14 protein-coding genes are annotated in these 15,356 nt (G+C 59.9%); 8 read left to right on the plus strand and 6 right to left on the minus strand.

Annotated features, from left to right (window positions below):
- Window positions 1-997 precede the first annotated feature (997 nt).
- A complete protein-coding gene (locus F8N62_RS27455) occupies window positions 998-2,674 on the plus strand; it encodes an MFS transporter (protein ID WP_150713614.1) in 1,677 nt (558 codons plus the stop codon).
- A 137-nt stretch (window positions 2,675-2,811) separates the two neighbouring features.
- On the opposite strand, the gene F8N62_RS27460 is transcribed toward F8N62_RS27455, so the two are convergent.
- The 3 genes from F8N62_RS27460 to F8N62_RS27470 all read right to left on the minus strand — a co-directional run bounded on the left by F8N62_RS27460 (window position 2,812) and on the right by F8N62_RS27470 (window position 4,456).
- A complete protein-coding gene (locus F8N62_RS27460) occupies window positions 2,812-3,213 on the minus strand; it encodes a hypothetical protein (RefSeq protein ID WP_150713615.1) in 402 nt (133 codons plus the stop codon).
- A 152-nt stretch (window positions 3,214-3,365) separates the two neighbouring features.
- Window positions 3,366-4,058, minus strand: coding sequence for an RES family NAD+ phosphorylase (locus tag F8N62_RS27465; protein ID WP_150713616.1), 693 nt, complete (start codon window positions 4,056-4,058; stop codon window positions 3,366-3,368).
- Entirely contained in the window at window positions 4,052-4,456 is a 405-nt protein-coding gene (locus tag F8N62_RS27470) for an antitoxin Xre-like helix-turn-helix domain-containing protein (RefSeq protein ID WP_150713617.1), read from the minus strand. The genes F8N62_RS27465 and F8N62_RS27470 overlap by 7 nt, the downstream gene beginning before the upstream one ends.
- A 130-nt stretch (window positions 4,457-4,586) precedes the next feature.
- On the opposite strand from F8N62_RS27470, the gene F8N62_RS27475 reads away from it, so the two are divergent.
- A complete protein-coding gene (locus tag F8N62_RS27475; RefSeq protein ID WP_150713618.1) occupies window positions 4,587-4,979 on the plus strand; it encodes a GFA family protein in 393 nt (130 codons plus the stop codon).
- An 18-nt stretch (window positions 4,980-4,997) separates the two neighbouring features.
- On the opposite strand, the gene F8N62_RS27480 is transcribed toward F8N62_RS27475, so the two are convergent.
- A complete protein-coding gene (locus F8N62_RS27480; RefSeq protein ID WP_150713619.1) occupies window positions 4,998-5,843 on the minus strand; it encodes a hypothetical protein in 846 nt (281 codons plus the stop codon).
- A gap of 202 nt (window positions 5,844-6,045) precedes the next feature.
- Here F8N62_RS27480 and F8N62_RS27485 point away from each other — a divergent pair, with 202 nt between their 5' ends.
- The 5 genes from F8N62_RS27485 to F8N62_RS27505 all read left to right on the plus strand — a co-directional run bounded on the left by F8N62_RS27485 (window position 6,046) and on the right by F8N62_RS27505 (window position 12,302).
- Window positions 6,046-6,525 (plus strand): VOC family protein, encoded by a 480-nt coding sequence (locus F8N62_RS27485; protein ID WP_150713620.1) that lies wholly within the window; start codon window positions 6,046-6,048, stop codon window positions 6,523-6,525.
- A gap of 487 nt (window positions 6,526-7,012) precedes the next feature.
- Window positions 7,013-8,188 carry a glycosyltransferase family 1 protein gene (locus F8N62_RS27490; protein ID WP_150713621.1) on the plus strand — a complete coding sequence of 392 codons (1,176 nt, stop codon included), beginning with the start codon at window positions 7,013-7,015 and terminating at the stop codon, window positions 8,186-8,188.
- Window positions 8,176-9,366 (plus strand): UDP-galactopyranose mutase, encoded by a 1,191-nt coding sequence (gene glf, locus F8N62_RS27495; RefSeq protein WP_150713622.1) that lies wholly within the window; start codon window positions 8,176-8,178, stop codon window positions 9,364-9,366. Before F8N62_RS27490 ends, glf begins: the two co-directional genes overlap by 13 nt.
- A 31-nt stretch (window positions 9,367-9,397) precedes the next feature.
- Window positions 9,398-10,543: a beta-glucosidase gene (locus tag F8N62_RS27500; RefSeq protein ID WP_150713623.1), complete on the plus strand. Its 1,146-nt coding sequence runs from the start codon at window positions 9,398-9,400 to the stop codon at window positions 10,541-10,543.
- On the plus strand, window positions 10,533-12,302 hold the full coding sequence (locus F8N62_RS27505; protein WP_150713624.1) for an ABC transporter ATP-binding protein: 1,770 nt from the start codon (window positions 10,533-10,535) through the stop codon (window positions 12,300-12,302). The genes F8N62_RS27500 and F8N62_RS27505 overlap by 11 nt, the downstream gene beginning before the upstream one ends.
- A gap of 13 nt (window positions 12,303-12,315) precedes the next feature.
- Here the strand turns inward: F8N62_RS27505 and F8N62_RS27510 are convergent, their stop codons facing one another.
- Entirely contained in the window at window positions 12,316-13,230 is a 915-nt protein-coding gene (locus F8N62_RS27510; RefSeq protein WP_150713625.1) for a LysR family transcriptional regulator, read from the minus strand.
- 179 nt (window positions 13,231-13,409) lie between these two features.
- Between F8N62_RS27510 and F8N62_RS27515 the strand changes: the two genes are divergently transcribed.
- Window positions 13,410-14,420, plus strand: coding sequence for a zinc-dependent alcohol dehydrogenase family protein (locus F8N62_RS27515; protein ID WP_150713626.1), 1,011 nt, complete (start codon window positions 13,410-13,412; stop codon window positions 14,418-14,420).
- A gap of 182 nt (window positions 14,421-14,602) precedes the next feature.
- On the opposite strand, the gene F8N62_RS27520 is transcribed toward F8N62_RS27515, so the two are convergent.
- Complete coding sequence (locus F8N62_RS27520) at window positions 14,603-15,277, minus strand: HAD family hydrolase (RefSeq protein ID WP_150713627.1); 675 nt, start codon at window positions 15,275-15,277, stop codon at window positions 14,603-14,605.
- Between the last annotated feature and the right edge of the window lie 79 nt (window positions 15,278-15,356).

The following is a 15,356-nucleotide window of genomic DNA, read 5'->3' on the forward strand; positions in this document are numbered from 1 at the left end:
TTTCGCCCTTACGGCGAGTCACTTTTGAAAAGCGCAAAAGTAACCCAAACGCTCTTGCCCCACCACTCGGCACCTCGCTTGGGCTCGGTGTGCCCTCACTCCGGCATTGCTCCGCGGGTCGCCGCGAAGGGCCATCCCTGGCCCAGCGCGGCTAAACCGGCATCCTTGCCGGTTTCCCCGCTACGCACTACCTGCGTTCGGCCAGCGTGGTTTTATGGGGCGCTCAGGATCAAAATCAAAACCGCGGCGGCCTGCGGGCCGACCTGGCTGTTAGCTCGGCCAAGTGATCGCGGTGAATAACAATGCCACGCCCAACTAATTTTCCATTGTGGGAGCGAGCCTGCTCGCGAATGCGGACTCACATCCACATTGATGTTGGCTGACCCACCGATTCGCGAGCAGGCTCGCTCCCACAGGGAATCATTCCAAGTCCAGAAAATGTGCACGATCAAACAAGCGAAGCGCGCCCGCTTGATGCCCCGGTCGGCCCGAAGGCCGCCGCGGTTTTGATTTTGATTTAAGGCGCCCCGTTAAACCACGCTGGCCGAACGCAGGCATTGCGCAGCGGGGAAACCGGCAAGGATGCCGGTTTAGCCGCGCTGGGCCAGGGATGGCCCTTCGCGGCGACCCGCGGAGCAATGCCGGAGTGAGGGCACACCGAGCCCAGGCGAGGTGCCGAGTGGTGGGGCAAGAGCCTTTGCTTACTTTGGGCTTTTCAAAGTGAGTCGCCGTAAGGGCGAAACCAATACCCGCCGTTACCCCAACAACGGATATGTACTCAACCTCATCCAACCCACCCCCAAAACAACAGCATCACGCCGAGTGGATATCTGCGCGAACCTGATTATGCTTCATGAAACCTTGCAGAGATGCGAGGCGGTCAGCCTGTTGCCAGGCTTTGTGCATTCCGTAGTCCTATGACTTCAGCCCAAGGCCTGGGTGCAATAGTGTTAATGAGGTGCTCCGGCCTACTACAAGAGCAAGACGGAGAAGACTCATGGCCGCAATCGACAACACCACCACGGGCAACCCGCCCAACCACGGGATCACCAGGGAGGAGCGCAAGGTCATCTTCGCCTCATCCCTGGGCACCGTGTTCGAATGGTACGACTTCTACCTCTACGGTTCCCTCGCCGCGATCATCGCCAAGCACTTCTTTGCCGGCGTCAACGAGACCACGGCGTTCATCTTCGCGCTGCTCGCATTCGCTGCGGGGTTTGCCGTACGGCCATTCGGCGCGATTGTGTTCGGTCGGCTGGGCGACATGATCGGGCGCAAGCACACCTTCCTCATCACCATTGTGATCATGGGTATTTCCACCGCCATCGTCGGCTTTCTACCCGGCTACGCGACCATTGGGGTGGCGGCACCGGTCATTCTGATCATCCTGCGCCTGCTCCAGGGCCTGGCCCTGGGCGGTGAGTACGGCGGGGCGGCGACCTACGTGGCGGAGCATGCGCCGAAAGGCAGACGCGGCTTTTTTACCTCGTGGATTCAAACCACCGCGACCCTCGGCCTGTTCCTGTCGTTGCTGGTGATTCTCGCGTGCCGCACCCTCCTGGGCACCGAAGCCTTCGAGGCCTGGGGCTGGCGGATTCCTTTCCTGCTGTCGATCCTGCTGCTGATTGTCTCGGTGTACATCCGCCTGCAACTCAGCGAGTCGCCGGTATTCTTGAAGATGAAGGCTGAAGGCAAGGCTTCCAAAGCGCCGCTGACCGAATCTTTCGCCCGCTGGGACAACCTGAAAATCGTGATCATGGCATTGCTGGGTGGCACCGCCGGCCAGGCGGTTGTCTGGTACACCGGGCAGTTTTATGCGCTGTTTTTTCTGCTGCAGATGCTCAAGATTGACCCGCAGACCGCCAACCTGTTGATCGCCGGCTCGCTGCTGATCGGTACGCCGTTCTTTGTGATATTCGGCAGCCTGTCCGACCGCATCGGCCGCAAGGGCATCATCATGGCCGGGTGCATTCTCGCGGCCCTGACGTACTTCCCGATCTTCCACGCGTTGACTCAGTACGGTAACCCCGACGTGTTCACGGCCCAGGCGAACAATCCGGTCACGGTGGTCGCCGACCCCGACCAGTGCTCGTTCCAGTTCGACCCGGTGGGCAAAGCCAAATTCATCAGCTCCTGTGACCTGGCCAAGACCGTGCTGGCGAAGAAGGCCATTCCCTATAAAAACGAGAAAGCCGAGCCGGGCACAGTCGCGCAGGTGCGAATCGGCGACAAAGTGATCACCAGTTTTGAGGGCACCGGCATGCCGGCTGCGGACTTCAAGACTCGCAACGACGCCTTCACCGCCACTCTCGGCACCGCACTCAAGGACGCCGGTTACCCCGAGAAAGCCGACCCGGCCAAGACCAATTACCCGATGGTGCTGTTATTGCTGACCATCCTGGTGATCTACGTGACCATGGTCTACGGACCGATCGCGGCCTGGCTGGTAGAACTGTTCCCGGCGCGCATTCGCTACACCTCGATGTCGCTGCCGTATCACATCGGCAACGGCTGGTTCGGTGGCTTCCTGCCGACCGTTGCGTTCGCGATGGTCGCGGCCACCGGGGATATTTATTACGGGCTGTGGTACCCGATCGTCATTGCGGTGATGACGGCGATTCTGGGTACGTTCTTCCTGCCGGAAACCAAGGATCGGGAAATCAATCACACCTGACGTTGGCGTCTGCCCTCTCCCACGTGGGGGAGGGTGGGACCGGGTAGAAACCGGAGGCATTCTTCAACACCCGCGCACGAAAAAGCCCGGTTTTTCAGACCGGGCTTTTCGTTGAGTCGTGCGGTAAAACCATGCATTTACGCGTTACGGCTTTCGATCAGACGATCCGAGCCGCCTTCGGCAACACGCTTCTCGATCAGACGATCCGAACCACCTTCGGCAACACGGTTCTCGATCAGACGATCCGAACCACCTTCGGCCACGCGGCTCTCGATCAGACGATCAGAACCACCTTCAGCAACGCGATTCTCGATCAGACGATCAGACCCACCTTCGGCAACGCGATTCTCGATCAGGCGATCAGAACCACCTTCGGCAACGCGATTCTCGATCAGACGATCAGAGCCACCTTCGGCTACACGTTGTTCGATCAAGCGATCCGAGCCACCTTCAGCGACAACCGGATGAACAGAGGAAGCGGCAAAAGCGTTAACTGCAAAAACCGAGAAAGCGATGCTGAGAAGAGTTTGGCGTTTCATGATCGTGTGCTCCGGGGTGTTATTGGTTGGTATGGATGCGATGTTACGCCCCGGAGTTTTTAAGAGAACTTCATTGAGTTGATGGTGACTATCGACGCCGGCAATGTATGGATACCGTCCCAAGCCCGTTTGTATTCAAACCTCAACCCCCATCAAGCCTCCCGAATCTGGCTCACACTGGTCACCTGTCCATTCCACACCATCTCGTAATGCGCCGCCTGAATCACCGATACAACCGGTTTTGGCGTCATCAGCGCCCAGCAATGACTGCCCGACATCCGCACCGAGTTGTAACGCAGCCCTGGGCAACCGGTGTTTTTGACCGACTTCCCCAAGCGACGAGCCTCCGTGTAATCGTCCGGGTCGTACACCGGATCAGTCATTGCAATCGATGTCGCATCTTTCATCCCGCCATCCACAAACGTGCAGGCCAATCCGCGAAAAACAAAGCGTTCATAGTTGAGGCTCGGGACGTTTGACCAATACAGGCTCTGGTGATGACGTACTTCAGCCAGCGCGGTTTCCATCGTGTCTGCGAGGTACAACACCCCGAAACTGCCATCGCTGAACCGCGAGCCGGCCGGGTTGACGTGGGTGAACGGCGCGGTCGCGTAGGAACAGCCGGGGATGCCGAACGGAATTTGATTGCGGGGTATCAGTTCAAGGCGACCGACTTCATTGTTCAGCCTGGGGTTGGTCAGTTCCTGGATCTGGTACAGCACCTCGAACTCGTCAGCGTCGGCGACGTCGTCAAACAACGCCACCGGTGGAAATTTTGAATTGACCAGTCGATAGGCCTGCAACGACTCGCCTGCACACGGTGCCAGGTCGTCCGGCTTCACCATTGCGCGCCTCGCAGCACGTCGATGCGGCGGAAGGTTTCGTACAGGGAAATCATATCGCCCTGAGCCATGATCTCGAGCGGGGAGCGGCCATTGAAGAACTCGTTTTCATTGGCCATCGACGCGAAGCCGTAGACGTTTTCCGGGTTATCGAACACCAGGCGCAACGCGGCGTGAATGTTCAGGACAAAACTGATGCGCTGCATCTGGTCCGCGTCCAGCGCCACGGCCCAGTCGGGATCGCGTTGGCGGGCGCGGGTGTAGGTGCTGCGAGAAATGCGCAGGATGCGGCAGGCCTGATCGCTGGACGCTTGCCATTTTTCGAGGATGCCGACAGCGGCACGCAGGCCGGTGACGCATTGGCTCTTGCTGAAGGCTTGTTGCTGCAGGGCAACGGCCATTTCTATCACTCCCTTTGATTCCATAGATTCAAATCTAGGCAAAGAGCGTCTATAGAGCAAGTTCTGTGCGACCAATGGAGGCTGCTATGGTTATAAGCCCCGGCCACGGGATTTGAGAGGAGGGCGCACCATGGACCGATTTACCGGCGGTTGCCAATGCGGCAACGTGCGAATCGAGGCGTCGGGAAGTCCTTACCGGGTGGGCCTGTGTCACTGTCTCGATTGCCGCAAACATCATGGCGCGCTGTTTCATGCGTCCGCGATATTTCCCGAGGAGGCCGTAATAATCAGCGGCGAAACCCGCGATTACGCCGGTCGGCATTTTTGTCCGCGCTGCGGCTCGTCAGTTTTCGCCCGCAGCGCCGATGAGATCGAAGTAAATCTCGGGTCGCTGGATGAGCCTGACCAACTGACGCCCACCTACGAAAGCTGGATCGTGCGTCGCGAGTCGTGGCTGCCGCCGTTTGCGCTCACAAGGCGCTATGAGCGCGACCGTGAGGGCACAGGCCGCTCTGAGGAGTAGGGGCCGACGTTCGACAAATCAGCCCCTTTGCGATTGAAGCTTTTTCAGAATCGCCACGCTCGGATCAACATTCTTGGCGCCGGATTGTGCGCTGTCAGAGCCGTCCGTCACGATACCCTCGAGAATTTCCGCGAGATTGTGAAAGTGCCCGGACTTTTTCTCGGCGGGGTCCACGCCTGCGCTTTGATTCAATGCCGCCTCCAGTGACAAGTGCTGGGACAGCCACTCAGGTGTGGCTTTTTCTTCAGGGCTCATGTTGTCCATGAAATCCAGCGCTGCGCGGGCTCGACCGTAAGGGTCGCCGGCAAAGGGGTCTTTCCAGTTTTTTTCCTGGTCCGCCGGGCCGCTGTAATAGCCGGTGGCGAGTCGGGATTGCTGGCGCATCAAGGCTTGTGCCGAGGCTTGTTCCTGCGCGGTGAATTGTCCGCCCTGGTTGGTGGCGACGGCGTTCAGCGAACGTCGATCCAGATCGCCCATCAACGCATTACGGTCCTCATCGCTACCGGTGTACGGTTTGCCGCTGGCGGTCATCAGCGCGTACTTTTCATCCATGCGCTTGCGCGCATCGGTGGCTACTTCGGCAAAGGTCTTGTCCTTGGAACTGGAGATCGCGCCAGGCTTGGAGGCCCCCAGAACAAGTGCGTCGGCATTCATTCCCGTACGAACCGGAAAGAACGGTGCATTACCGCTGATCGAGTTGCTGTAAGCGGTCGACGTACTGGACAGACTCACCGAATCATCGTTTTGTGTTTTGGCCTGATCATCCTCAGCCACGGTTTTTTGCACAGCGGTCGCAGTCTTGGTCTCGACGGCAGACGTGTAGGCAGACATCGCCGCATTCGTTGAAGTTGATGCAATGATCATGGTTCTTCCTTGACGAGGGAGGTTCGCAAGTGGCCGCGTTGAGACGCTCTTTGGCGGACAAGATACGCGGTAATTGTGAACCTGGCATTCATACCTAAGTGTCAGCGGCAACAGCGCAGGGCGAATCAACATGAAGGCTGCATTCGCCACGGCTGGCTGCGCAGCTAGAATGAAAGGTCAGCCGCTCTTTTGGAGATCCAAAATGGTCAGCAAAAACACGATTTGCCTGTGGTACGACGGCACCGCGCTGGACGCCGCGACGTTCTACGCCGAAACCTTCCCGGACAGCACGGTCAACGCGGTCCATCGCGCGCCGGGCGATTACCCGTCGGGAAAACAGGGCGACATTCTGACGGTCGAGTTCACCGTGATGGGCATCCCTTGCCTGGGTCTGAACGGCGGGTCGGGGGTGCAACACAACCACGCGTTCTCGTTCCAGGTGGCGACCGATGATCAGGCCGAAACGGACCGCTTGTGGAACGCGATTGTCGGCAACGGCGGTGAGGAAAGCGCCTGCGGCTGGTGCAGGGACAAGTGGGGGCTGTCATGGCAAATCACTCCGCGCGTGCTCACGGCGGCCTTCACCAGTCCTGATCGCGAGGCGGCCAAGCGCGCGTTTGCAGCGATGATGGAGATGACAAAAATCGACGTCGCGGCGATTGAGGCGGCGGTCAAGCAGTAAACATACCGTGTGGGAGCGCAATGCTGTTCACATAAGCGCAACGCTGACTCTGTGGCTAGGGAGCTTGCTCCCGATGGGCCGCGAAGCGGCCTCAAAAAAGGAACTGCTGCGCAGTCCAGCGGGAGCGAGCTCCCTCGCCACAGGTATCTCACTCGGCTCAAGAGGTCTCTGTGGGAGCGAGCCTGCTCGCGATGCGGACTCACATTCAGCATTGATGTTGGCTGAGCCAATGCCTTCGCGAGCAGGCTCGCTCCCACAGGGTTCCCGCAAATTCGGTTAAGTGCACCATCCCCCCCACGCGACCCTTCATCGGCTTTCAAGCCAACGTTTTTGAACGCCGCAGATTTTCCGCCTCTCCAAATCCTTAGAAGCGCGCATAAGGTGACATCGGTCACCAGGGTCGCTCTTCGACTGCAGGAATTGGCGTCGAAGCCAGGTCGCTACTGTGCTTCAGATTTTATTTTGGTGATGACCGAAAGGAATTTGTATGAACCTCATAGAGCAACCTGACTCACAACTGACCGCCACTTCGCTCAACGCTGAAGCGCACCTCGCCCAATCGTTGCGTCCTGTACTGCTGTGCCTGTCGCACCTGCGCTGGGGCTTTGTGTATCAACGACCGCAGCATGTGATGTCGCGCCTGGCCAAGGATTACGACGTGCTGTTTTTCGAAGAGCCTGTGCATGACGCCGTCGACCAACCCTGGCTGGAGCAGACGCAACCGGCGGACGGCGTAACGGTACTGGTGCCGCGTCTGCCGGCGGGTCTCGACCCTCAGCAGACCAACGCCGCCCAGCGTCACTTGCTGGACGAATACCTGGCGATGCACGCGCCGGTGCCGTTGTTGCTGTGGTACTTCACGCCCATGAGTCTGGATTTCACCGCGCACCTCGAAGGGCAGGTCACGGTCTTCGACTGCATGGACGAACTGTCGGCCTTCAAAGGTGCACCCAAGGAGTTGGTCGAGAAAGAACGCACGCTGATGCGTCGCGCGGACGTGGTTTTCACCGGCGGCTTCAGCCTCTGGGAGGCCAAGCGCAAGTACCACAACAATGCGCATCCGGTGCCCAGCAGTGTTGACCTCGAACATTTCGGTGCCGCAAGGCAGGCTTTGCCCGAACCCGCAGATCAGGCCGGCATCGGCGGTCCACGTCTCGGATTCTTCGGCGTCATTGATGAAAGATTCGATATTGCCCTGGTGAGCGAACTCGCACGCCGACGGCCGCAATGGCAGATCGTATTGATCGGTCCGGTGGTGAAAATCGATCCGGCGATGCTGCCGCGAAATTCCAATATTCATTACCTGGGCAGTAAGGATTATTCACAGCTGCCGGCCTATCTGGCGGGCTGGGATGTCGCCCTGATGCCGTTCGCGCTGAACGAGTCGACGCGTTTCATCAGCCCCACCAAAACGCCTGAATACCTGGCGGGCGGTTGCCCCGTCGTGTCCTCACCCATCGCCGATGTGGTGCGCACCTATGGCGACAGTGGCGTGGTGAAAATTGCCGCATCGGTCGATGAGTTCATCGACGCCATCGACAGCATTCTCACTGACGAACCGGATGCACAGGCGTTCACTCAGCGCATCGACGCTGTGCTCGACGGCATGTCCTGGGACAAAACGTGCGCGGTGATGAAGGAGCAGATCGAATGCCTCAGATAACGCTGGAGACGGCCCTCGACGGTTCATCCGCAGACGGCTCGGCGGTTTACGATTACTTGATCGTGGGTGCGGGTTTTGCCGGCAGCGTGTTGGCGGAACGCTTGGCCGCCGGGCTGGGCAAGCGGGTTTTGTTGATCGATCGCCGCGAGCATATCGGCGGCAACGCCTACGATCATGTCGATGACGCGGGTGTGATGGTTCATCGCTATGGCCCGCACATCTTTCACACCAACGCCGAGCGCATCGTGCAGTACCTGTCGCGGTTCACCCGATGGCGCCCCTACGAGCATCGCGTGCTGGCCCAAGTTGCCGAACATCGCGTGCCGATTCCGATCAACCTGACCACGCTGAATACCTTGTACGGCTTGCAGATGACCGAGGCCCAGGCCGCCGACTTTCTTGCCAGCCGGGCGCAGCCGGTCGAGGCCATTCGTACGTCCGAAGACGTGGTCGTAAACCAGGTGGGCCGTGAACTGTATGAGCTGTTTTTCCGCGGCTACACGCGCAAGCAGTGGGGCCTGGACCCGTCGGAACTCGACAAGTCCGTGACGTCCCGCGTGCCGACACGCACCAACAGCGACGATCGCTATTTCGGCGACACTTTTCAGATGATGCCGCTCGAGGGCTATACGCGGATGTTCGAACGCATGCTCGATCACCCGAACATCGACATCCTGCTCGGCACGGACTTCACCGCCGTGGCGGATCAGGTGCCCTACGGTCACTTGGTGTACAGCGGTCCGATCGATGAATATTACGATCACTGCTTCGGCAAGTTGCCGTACCGCTCGTTGCGGTTTCAGCACGAGACACACGCCCAACCGCATTTTCAACCGGTGGCGGTGGTCAACTACCCGGATGAAGCGGTGCCCTACACGCGCATCACCGAATACAAACACCTGACCGGCCAGACGCACCCGCTGACCAGCATCAGCTATGAATTTCCCTGCGCGGACGGCGACCCGTATTACCCGGTGCCACGTGCGGAAAACGCCGAGCTGTACAAGCGTTACAAGGCGCTGGGCGACAGCACGCCGAACGTCACCTTTCTCGGTCGGCTGGGGACCTACAAGTACTACAACATGGATCAGGTGGTGGGCCAGGCGTTGGCCCTTTATCAGCGGATAGCCGAGGCGACGGCGGATGCCAGCGTCCGGGGCTGTGGAGTGGAATCGTGACCACCGGCGATCCGGGCGCGGCTGCGGTGTCATGAACCCGGTGGGCCTGTTCGACAGTTTTCTCCTGGCGGGCTACGAATGCTCGTCCCACCGGCGCAATGACGGGCGACGTCTGGATTTGTCTGCCACCACGGGCCACGCTCGTTGGGTGCAAAGCGATTACCGCCAGTTGTCGGCCGCCGGCATTCGCACGGTCCGCGATGGCTTGCGCTGGCATTTGATCGAGACGCGTCCCGGTCATTACGACTGGAGCAGTTTCCTGCCGATGCTGCGGGCCGCGCGGGACGGCCATCTGCAAGTGATCTGGGATTTGTGTCATTACGGTTATCCCGACGATCTGGATATCTGGCGGCCGGCCTTCGTCGAACGCTTTGCGCGTTTCTGCGCGGCGGTGGCGCGGCTGGTGCGGGAGGAGGGGATCGACGTGCCGTTTTATTCGCCGCTCAACGAAATTTCGTTCTGGAGTTGGGCGGGCGGGGCGGTCGGCTACTTCAACCCATCCGCCCAGGGGCGCGGCGTGGAACTCAAGCATCAATTGGTGCGCGCAAGCATCGCGGCCATCGAAGCCATCCGTGAGCAGGCACCGGCCGCAAGGTTTATCCAGTGCGAACCGTTGATCAATGTCATCGCCGGTTCGCACCGGGTCGATCAGGTCAATGCCGCCGAAGATTATCGTCAGTCGCAGTTCGACGCCTGGGATTTACTGACCGGCCGACAGTGGCCCGGCCTCGGTGGACAAGAGTCTTATCTGGACATCGTCGGGGTTAATTACTACCCGCATAATCAATGGATTCTCAACGGCCCGAAAATCCTTCGCGATGCTCGAGAATATCGACCGCTGGCGGGCATGCTCAGTGAAGTTCATCAACGCTACGGGCGACCGATGATCCTGTCGGAAACCGGTGCCGAAGGTGATGAGCGCGTTCCCTGGCTGGCCTACATCAGCGATCAGGTCGAGTTGGCCATACGTCGCGGCGTACCGATCGAAGGCATCTGCTGGTACCCCATCCTCGACTACCCCGGCTGGGACAACGACCGCTATTGCCCGGCCGGCCTGTTCGGCTACGCCGATGGCGAAGGCCTGCGCGCGCCGTGTCATCCGCTGGGCCTGGCCATGCAACAGCTGACGCAACGGTTCAGTCGGGCCGGTGCCGGTACGAATTCCCATGGAACGTGAAGAACATAACCATGAGCAGCCGTTGCCGGATCAACCGGTGGCGTTTCTCTGGCGATATGTGTGCCGGCGGCCCTGGCATTTCGGCGGGATGCTGTTTCTTGTAGTTGGCGCGGCGAGTTGCGCGGTGGCCGTGCAATACGGCATGAAATTGCTGGTGGATGTGATGACGCTGGGCGATCGGGCTAGCGCGCATATCTGGTCGCCGTTCAGCCTGTTCATCGGCTTGATCGTGCTGGAAAACATCTTCTGGCGACTGGGCGGGTGGCTGGGTTGTCGCACGGTGGTCGCCAGCTGCGCGGACCTGCGCATCGACCTGTTCAGCCATCTGACGGGCCATCCCATGCGCTATTTTTCCCAGCATTTCGCGGGGGCGTTGGCCAACCGGATCTCGTCGGCGGGAGCGGCAGCGGGCTCGATCTACGGCGGGCTGGCGTGGAAGATCATTCCGCCCTGCGTCGATTTCCTCGGTGCGGTGATCGTGCTGTGCACGGTGAGCGTCGGTATGGCCGGCGCACTGATCGGCTGTGTGTTTGTCGTCGGCCTGCTGATTACCTACTTCGGCATTCGCGGAAGAAAACGCCACATCGACTTTGCATCGCAATCGGCGCGGGTTGGTGGCGAGATTGTCGACCTGGTGTCGAATGTCTGGACGATCAAGGCATTCTCCGCCCGCCACCGCGAGCGCCAACGACTGGAACGCGCGATTGGCGTCGAAGCCAAGGCCCAGCGCCGCAGCTGGATTTACCTGGAAAAGGCACGAGTGCTGCACGATATTTTTCTGTCGTTCATGGCTGGCGGCATGCTGATCTGGGCGATCAGTCTCTGGCGCGACGCCGGCATCACCGCAGGCGATGTGGTGATGATCAGCGCGCTGACCTTTCGTATCCTGCATGGCTCACGGGATCTGGCACTGGCACTGGTCGACACTTCGCAACAGCTGGGGGACATCGCCGAAACCCTGCGCATCATCGTTCAGCCCCATGCCCTGTCCGATGCCCCGGAAGAAATGCCGGCCCCGCGCGGCGGGATCAAATTCATCGACGTCAGTTACAGCTATCCGGATGGGCGCGAGGTGTTCAAGCACCTGTTTCTCGACATCCCGGCAGGGCAAACGGTGGGGGTGGTCGGCACTTCCGGCGCGGGCAAATCAACGCTGATCAATCTGCTGCAGCGCCTGGACGACGTGCGCAGCGGCATCATCCTGATCGACGACCGCGACATCCGCACGGTCAGCCAGGACAGCCTGCGTCGGCAGATTGCCGTGGTGCCGCAGGAAGCGGCGCTGTTCAACCGCAGCATTTTCGAAAACATTGCCTACGGCCAGCCGAAGGCCACCGACCAGCAAGTCATGGACGCCGCCAAACAAGCCTATTGCGAAGTGTTTATCCGCGCCTTGCCCCATGGTTATGCAACGCTGATTGGCGAACGCGGCGCGATGCTTTCAGGCGGGCAGCGTCAACGGCTGGGGCTGGCCCGGGCGTTTCTGAAAGACGCACCGATCCTGGTGCTGGACGAAGCGACGTCCGCGCTGGACTCGCAAACCGAGTCGGTCATCCGCACCGCGCTCACCGCCTTGATGCGCGGTCGGACGGTGCTCGCGATTGCGCACCGTCTGTCGACCGTGGCGAGTTTTGACCGGGTCATCGTTCTGCACGAAGGGCAAATCGTCGAAGACGGTATTCCCGAAGACCTGCTCAAGCGCGACGGGCCGTTCAAGGCGTTGTGGCAGGCGCAGGCAATGGATTCGCGCAGTGCCTGAGAGGGCGTGTCGCCTAGTGTTCGAGCCACGCAGCATGCAGCTGTGGAAAACGCTGTTGCAACCACTCGATAAACACCTGCACTTGCGGGGCGATGTGCGTCCGGCTCGGGTACAGCACCGATACCGGGCGAGGGGCAGGGCGATAGGGTTTGAGAATCTCCACCAGAGCGCCGCTGTTCAGGTACTGACCGACCGCGATTCCCGGCGCCTGAATGATGCCGAAGCCGGCCACACCACATTGCACATACGCGTTTGATTCAGTCACGGTGATGCCCGCATGGCTGACATGAACCCTGTCTTTGCCCTCAACCAGAAAGTGCCATGGCAAGGTCCTGTTACTTTGCCCGGACAGGAAGTTCACCCCTCGGTGCGCTGCCAGATCTTCCAGCCGTTTGGGTTCGCTGTGCTGGTGCAGGTAAGCGGGGGCGGCGCAGGTGACCATGGTTGCCATGCCGACCGGGCGCGCGATCAGGGTCGAGTCCGGCAATTCGCCGATGCGCAATGCGCAATCAATGCCTTCACCCACCAGATCGACCGTGCGGTCGGTGACGCCGAGCACCAGATTGATGCCCGGAAATAACGTGGTGAATGCTTTCAGGCTGTCGATGAATTCCACTTGGGCGAAAGCGGTCGGGATGTCGATGCGCAGCCGCCCACTCAGGGTCGCTCCGGATCGGTCGAACATCGACGTCGCCGCAGCAATGCTGCCGAGAATGTCTTGCACCCGTTCGTAGAAACGTTCGCCTTCCGCGGTAAGCGTCACCTTGCGTGTGGTGCGCTGGAACAGGCGCACCCCTAATGACGATTCCAGTTCCTGGATGTAGCGGGTCACCTGCGGTCGGCCGATGTCCAGCGATTCCGCGGCTTTGGTGAAGCTGCCCAACTCGGCGAGTCGGGCGAACAGGCGCATTGATTGAAGCAGTTCCATGATCTCTTCCTGTGCGGATTCTGACGTCCGGTTTGACTCTAGTCGGGGATTGTTGCCTGCGAATAGAACAATCATGTCCTTTTATACGCATTTATTGCGCGCCACTAACAGCGAAAGATACGCCCAGGGCAGGGCCAATCATGGCGATGCCACCACAGACAACGCTTTGGAGATTCGCAATGAAGGCTTGGTTACTCAAAGATTTCGGACTCGACAACCTGCAGATGGGCGAAGTGCCGACCCCGGATCCAAAAGCCGGCGAGCTGCTGGTCAAGGTTGGCGCCGTGTCGCTCAACTTCCGCGACAAGGCCATCGTCGATGGCATTTATGAGCCGGACAGTGTTCCGAAAAATCTCATTCCGGTCAGCGATGCGGCGGGCACTGTGGTTGCCGTCGGTGACGGCGTCACCCGCTTCAAGGTCGGTGACCGCGTCAACTCGCACCTGTATTCACGGTGGCTTGACGGCGAGCCCGGCCCGCATGAACCCGACTACTGCTTCGGCTCGCCTCTGCCCGGCGGGCTGGCCGAATACATGATCATCCACGAGGACAGCGCAGTGCGTGCGCCGGATGACATGAGCGACGAGGAAGCCGCCACGCTGCCGATTGCGGCGCTCACCGCGTGGTACTCACTGGTTGATTTCGGGCAGGTCCAGCCGGGTCAAACCGTGCTGGTCCAGGGCACCGGCGGCGTTTCCATTTTCGCCGTGCAGATCGCCACGGCGCTGGGTGCGAAAGTCATCGCCACCTCCAGCAACGACGACAACCTGCGCATCGTGAAAAAACTGGGCGCCGTGGCGGGGATCAACTATCGCAGCACGCCGAACTGGGAAGAGGAAGTGCTCAAACTTACCGATGGCAAGGGCGTTGACCTGCTGCTCGACGTCGCTGGCGGAAGTGGCATTAACCAATCCGTCGCGGCGACCAAGGCGGCCGGACGGATCGCCCAGATTGGTTTCCTCACCGGTCAAACCGTGCAGCTCAATCTGATGCCGCTGATCTTTCGCCAGACCACCATTCGCGGCATCGCGGTCGCACCGCGTTCGTCCTTCGACCGGATGAACGCGTTCTTGAACGAACACAAGATTCGCCCGGTGATCGATCAGGTCTACCCGTTTGAAAAAGCCCGGGAAGCCTACGAGCACCTCGCCAGAGGCGCATTCGGCAAGGTAGTCATCAAGATCGCCTGACCTTTCAAAATCGCCGAACGATAACCCGTGCACGCTGAATCAATACGGTGTTCTGTAGGAGCGAGCTCGCTCCGGGCGGCGTTCCGACGATGGTCGTTAACGATGACGCGTGCATGCTGGATGAACGCGGCGCTCTCAGGTGCATCGCGAGCAAGCTCGCTCCTACAGGGGGGGCGGTGTGTCTATGGGCGGGAGGCGACCTCGTCCAGATGATGGAGCAAATCCAAGGGATCTTCGTACACCCTGAGCGCGCCGGCGCGCTCAAGCTCACCGGTATCGTAGCCACCTGACAACAATCCAATACCTGTCGCCTTACACCGTCTCGCGGCCAGCATGTCCCAGACCGCGTCGCCAATCACCAGGCATCCCTCGATGGCGACATCCATCTTGTGCGCGGCCGCCAGGAACAGGTCCGGGTCGGGTTTGCCGTATTTGACGTCGTCGCGGGTGATCAGATTGATGTCCTTCACGTCCAGATCCAGGGCCTTGAGATTGATTTTCGCGGTCTCCATCGCGCCGCTGGTGGCGATGCACCACTTGATGTGCTCGCGGGTCAGCGTACTCAAGAGCTCAACGGCGCCGGGCAGCGCAATGATCTGCCCCTGTAATGCCTGGTAAGCCGAGGCATGCTTCGCGCTCAGCCTCTTGGCCTGTTCTGCACTGATCTCCAGCCCGGTCTCGCGCGACAACGTCTTGAGCATCAGCCCGCCACTCATCCCGATTTTGCGATGAATTCGCCACATAGCCAGAGGGATGTTTTCCGAGTCCAGCGCTTCTTTCCAGGCGGCTACGTTTTGATAGACGCTGTCCGTCAACGTGCCGTCAAGATCGAAGATAATAGAAGTTTGCGGTCGCATTCATGGCCCCACGCTTATAAGTGGCATCACATGGAAACTGTCCGTTTCCATTTCACTTTATGCCCCGAGTACAGGGCGC

The organism is Pseudomonas fluorescens (genome assembly GCF_902497785.1).
In the GTDB taxonomy this organism is placed as follows: Bacteria; Pseudomonadota; Gammaproteobacteria; order Pseudomonadales; family Pseudomonadaceae; genus Aquipseudomonas; species Aquipseudomonas fluorescens_BO.

What these genes read in the sequence shown, in the direction of transcription:
- F8N62_RS27500 (WP_150713623.1), top strand. Translation starts at nt 9,398, where the DNA reads ATGAACCCGGTGGGCCTGTTCGACAGTTTTCTCCTGGCGGGCTACGAA.
- F8N62_RS27490 (WP_150713621.1), top strand. Translation starts at nt 7,013, where the DNA reads ATGAACCTCATAGAGCAACCTGACTCACAACTGACCGCCACTTCGCTC.
- F8N62_RS27510 (WP_150713625.1), bottom strand. Translation starts at nt 13,230, where the DNA reads ATGGAACTGCTTCAATCAATGCGCCTGTTCGCCCGACTCGCCGAGTTG.
- F8N62_RS27460 (WP_150713615.1), bottom strand. Translation starts at nt 3,213, where the DNA reads ATGAAACGCCAAACTCTTCTCAGCATCGCTTTCTCGGTTTTTGCAGTT.
- glf (WP_150713622.1), top strand. Translation starts at nt 8,176, where the DNA reads ATGCCTCAGATAACGCTGGAGACGGCCCTCGACGGTTCATCCGCAGAC.
- F8N62_RS27520 (WP_150713627.1), bottom strand. Translation starts at nt 15,277, where the DNA reads ATGCGACCGCAAACTTCTATTATCTTCGATCTTGACGGCACGTTGACG.
- F8N62_RS27470 (WP_150713617.1), bottom strand. Translation starts at nt 4,456, where the DNA reads ATGGCCGTTGCCCTGCAGCAACAAGCCTTCAGCAAGAGCCAATGCGTC.
- F8N62_RS27475 (WP_150713618.1), top strand. Translation starts at nt 4,587, where the DNA reads ATGGACCGATTTACCGGCGGTTGCCAATGCGGCAACGTGCGAATCGAG.
- F8N62_RS27485 (WP_150713620.1), top strand. Translation starts at nt 6,046, where the DNA reads ATGGTCAGCAAAAACACGATTTGCCTGTGGTACGACGGCACCGCGCTG.
- F8N62_RS27455 (WP_150713614.1), top strand. Translation starts at nt 998, where the DNA reads ATGGCCGCAATCGACAACACCACCACGGGCAACCCGCCCAACCACGGG.
- F8N62_RS27505 (WP_150713624.1), top strand. Translation starts at nt 10,533, where the DNA reads ATGGAACGTGAAGAACATAACCATGAGCAGCCGTTGCCGGATCAACCG.
- F8N62_RS27465 (WP_150713616.1), bottom strand. Translation starts at nt 4,058, where the DNA reads ATGGTGAAGCCGGACGACCTGGCACCGTGTGCAGGCGAGTCGTTGCAG.
- F8N62_RS27480 (WP_150713619.1), bottom strand. Translation starts at nt 5,843, where the DNA reads ATGATCATTGCATCAACTTCAACGAATGCGGCGATGTCTGCCTACACG.
- F8N62_RS27515 (WP_150713626.1), top strand. Translation starts at nt 13,410, where the DNA reads ATGAAGGCTTGGTTACTCAAAGATTTCGGACTCGACAACCTGCAGATG.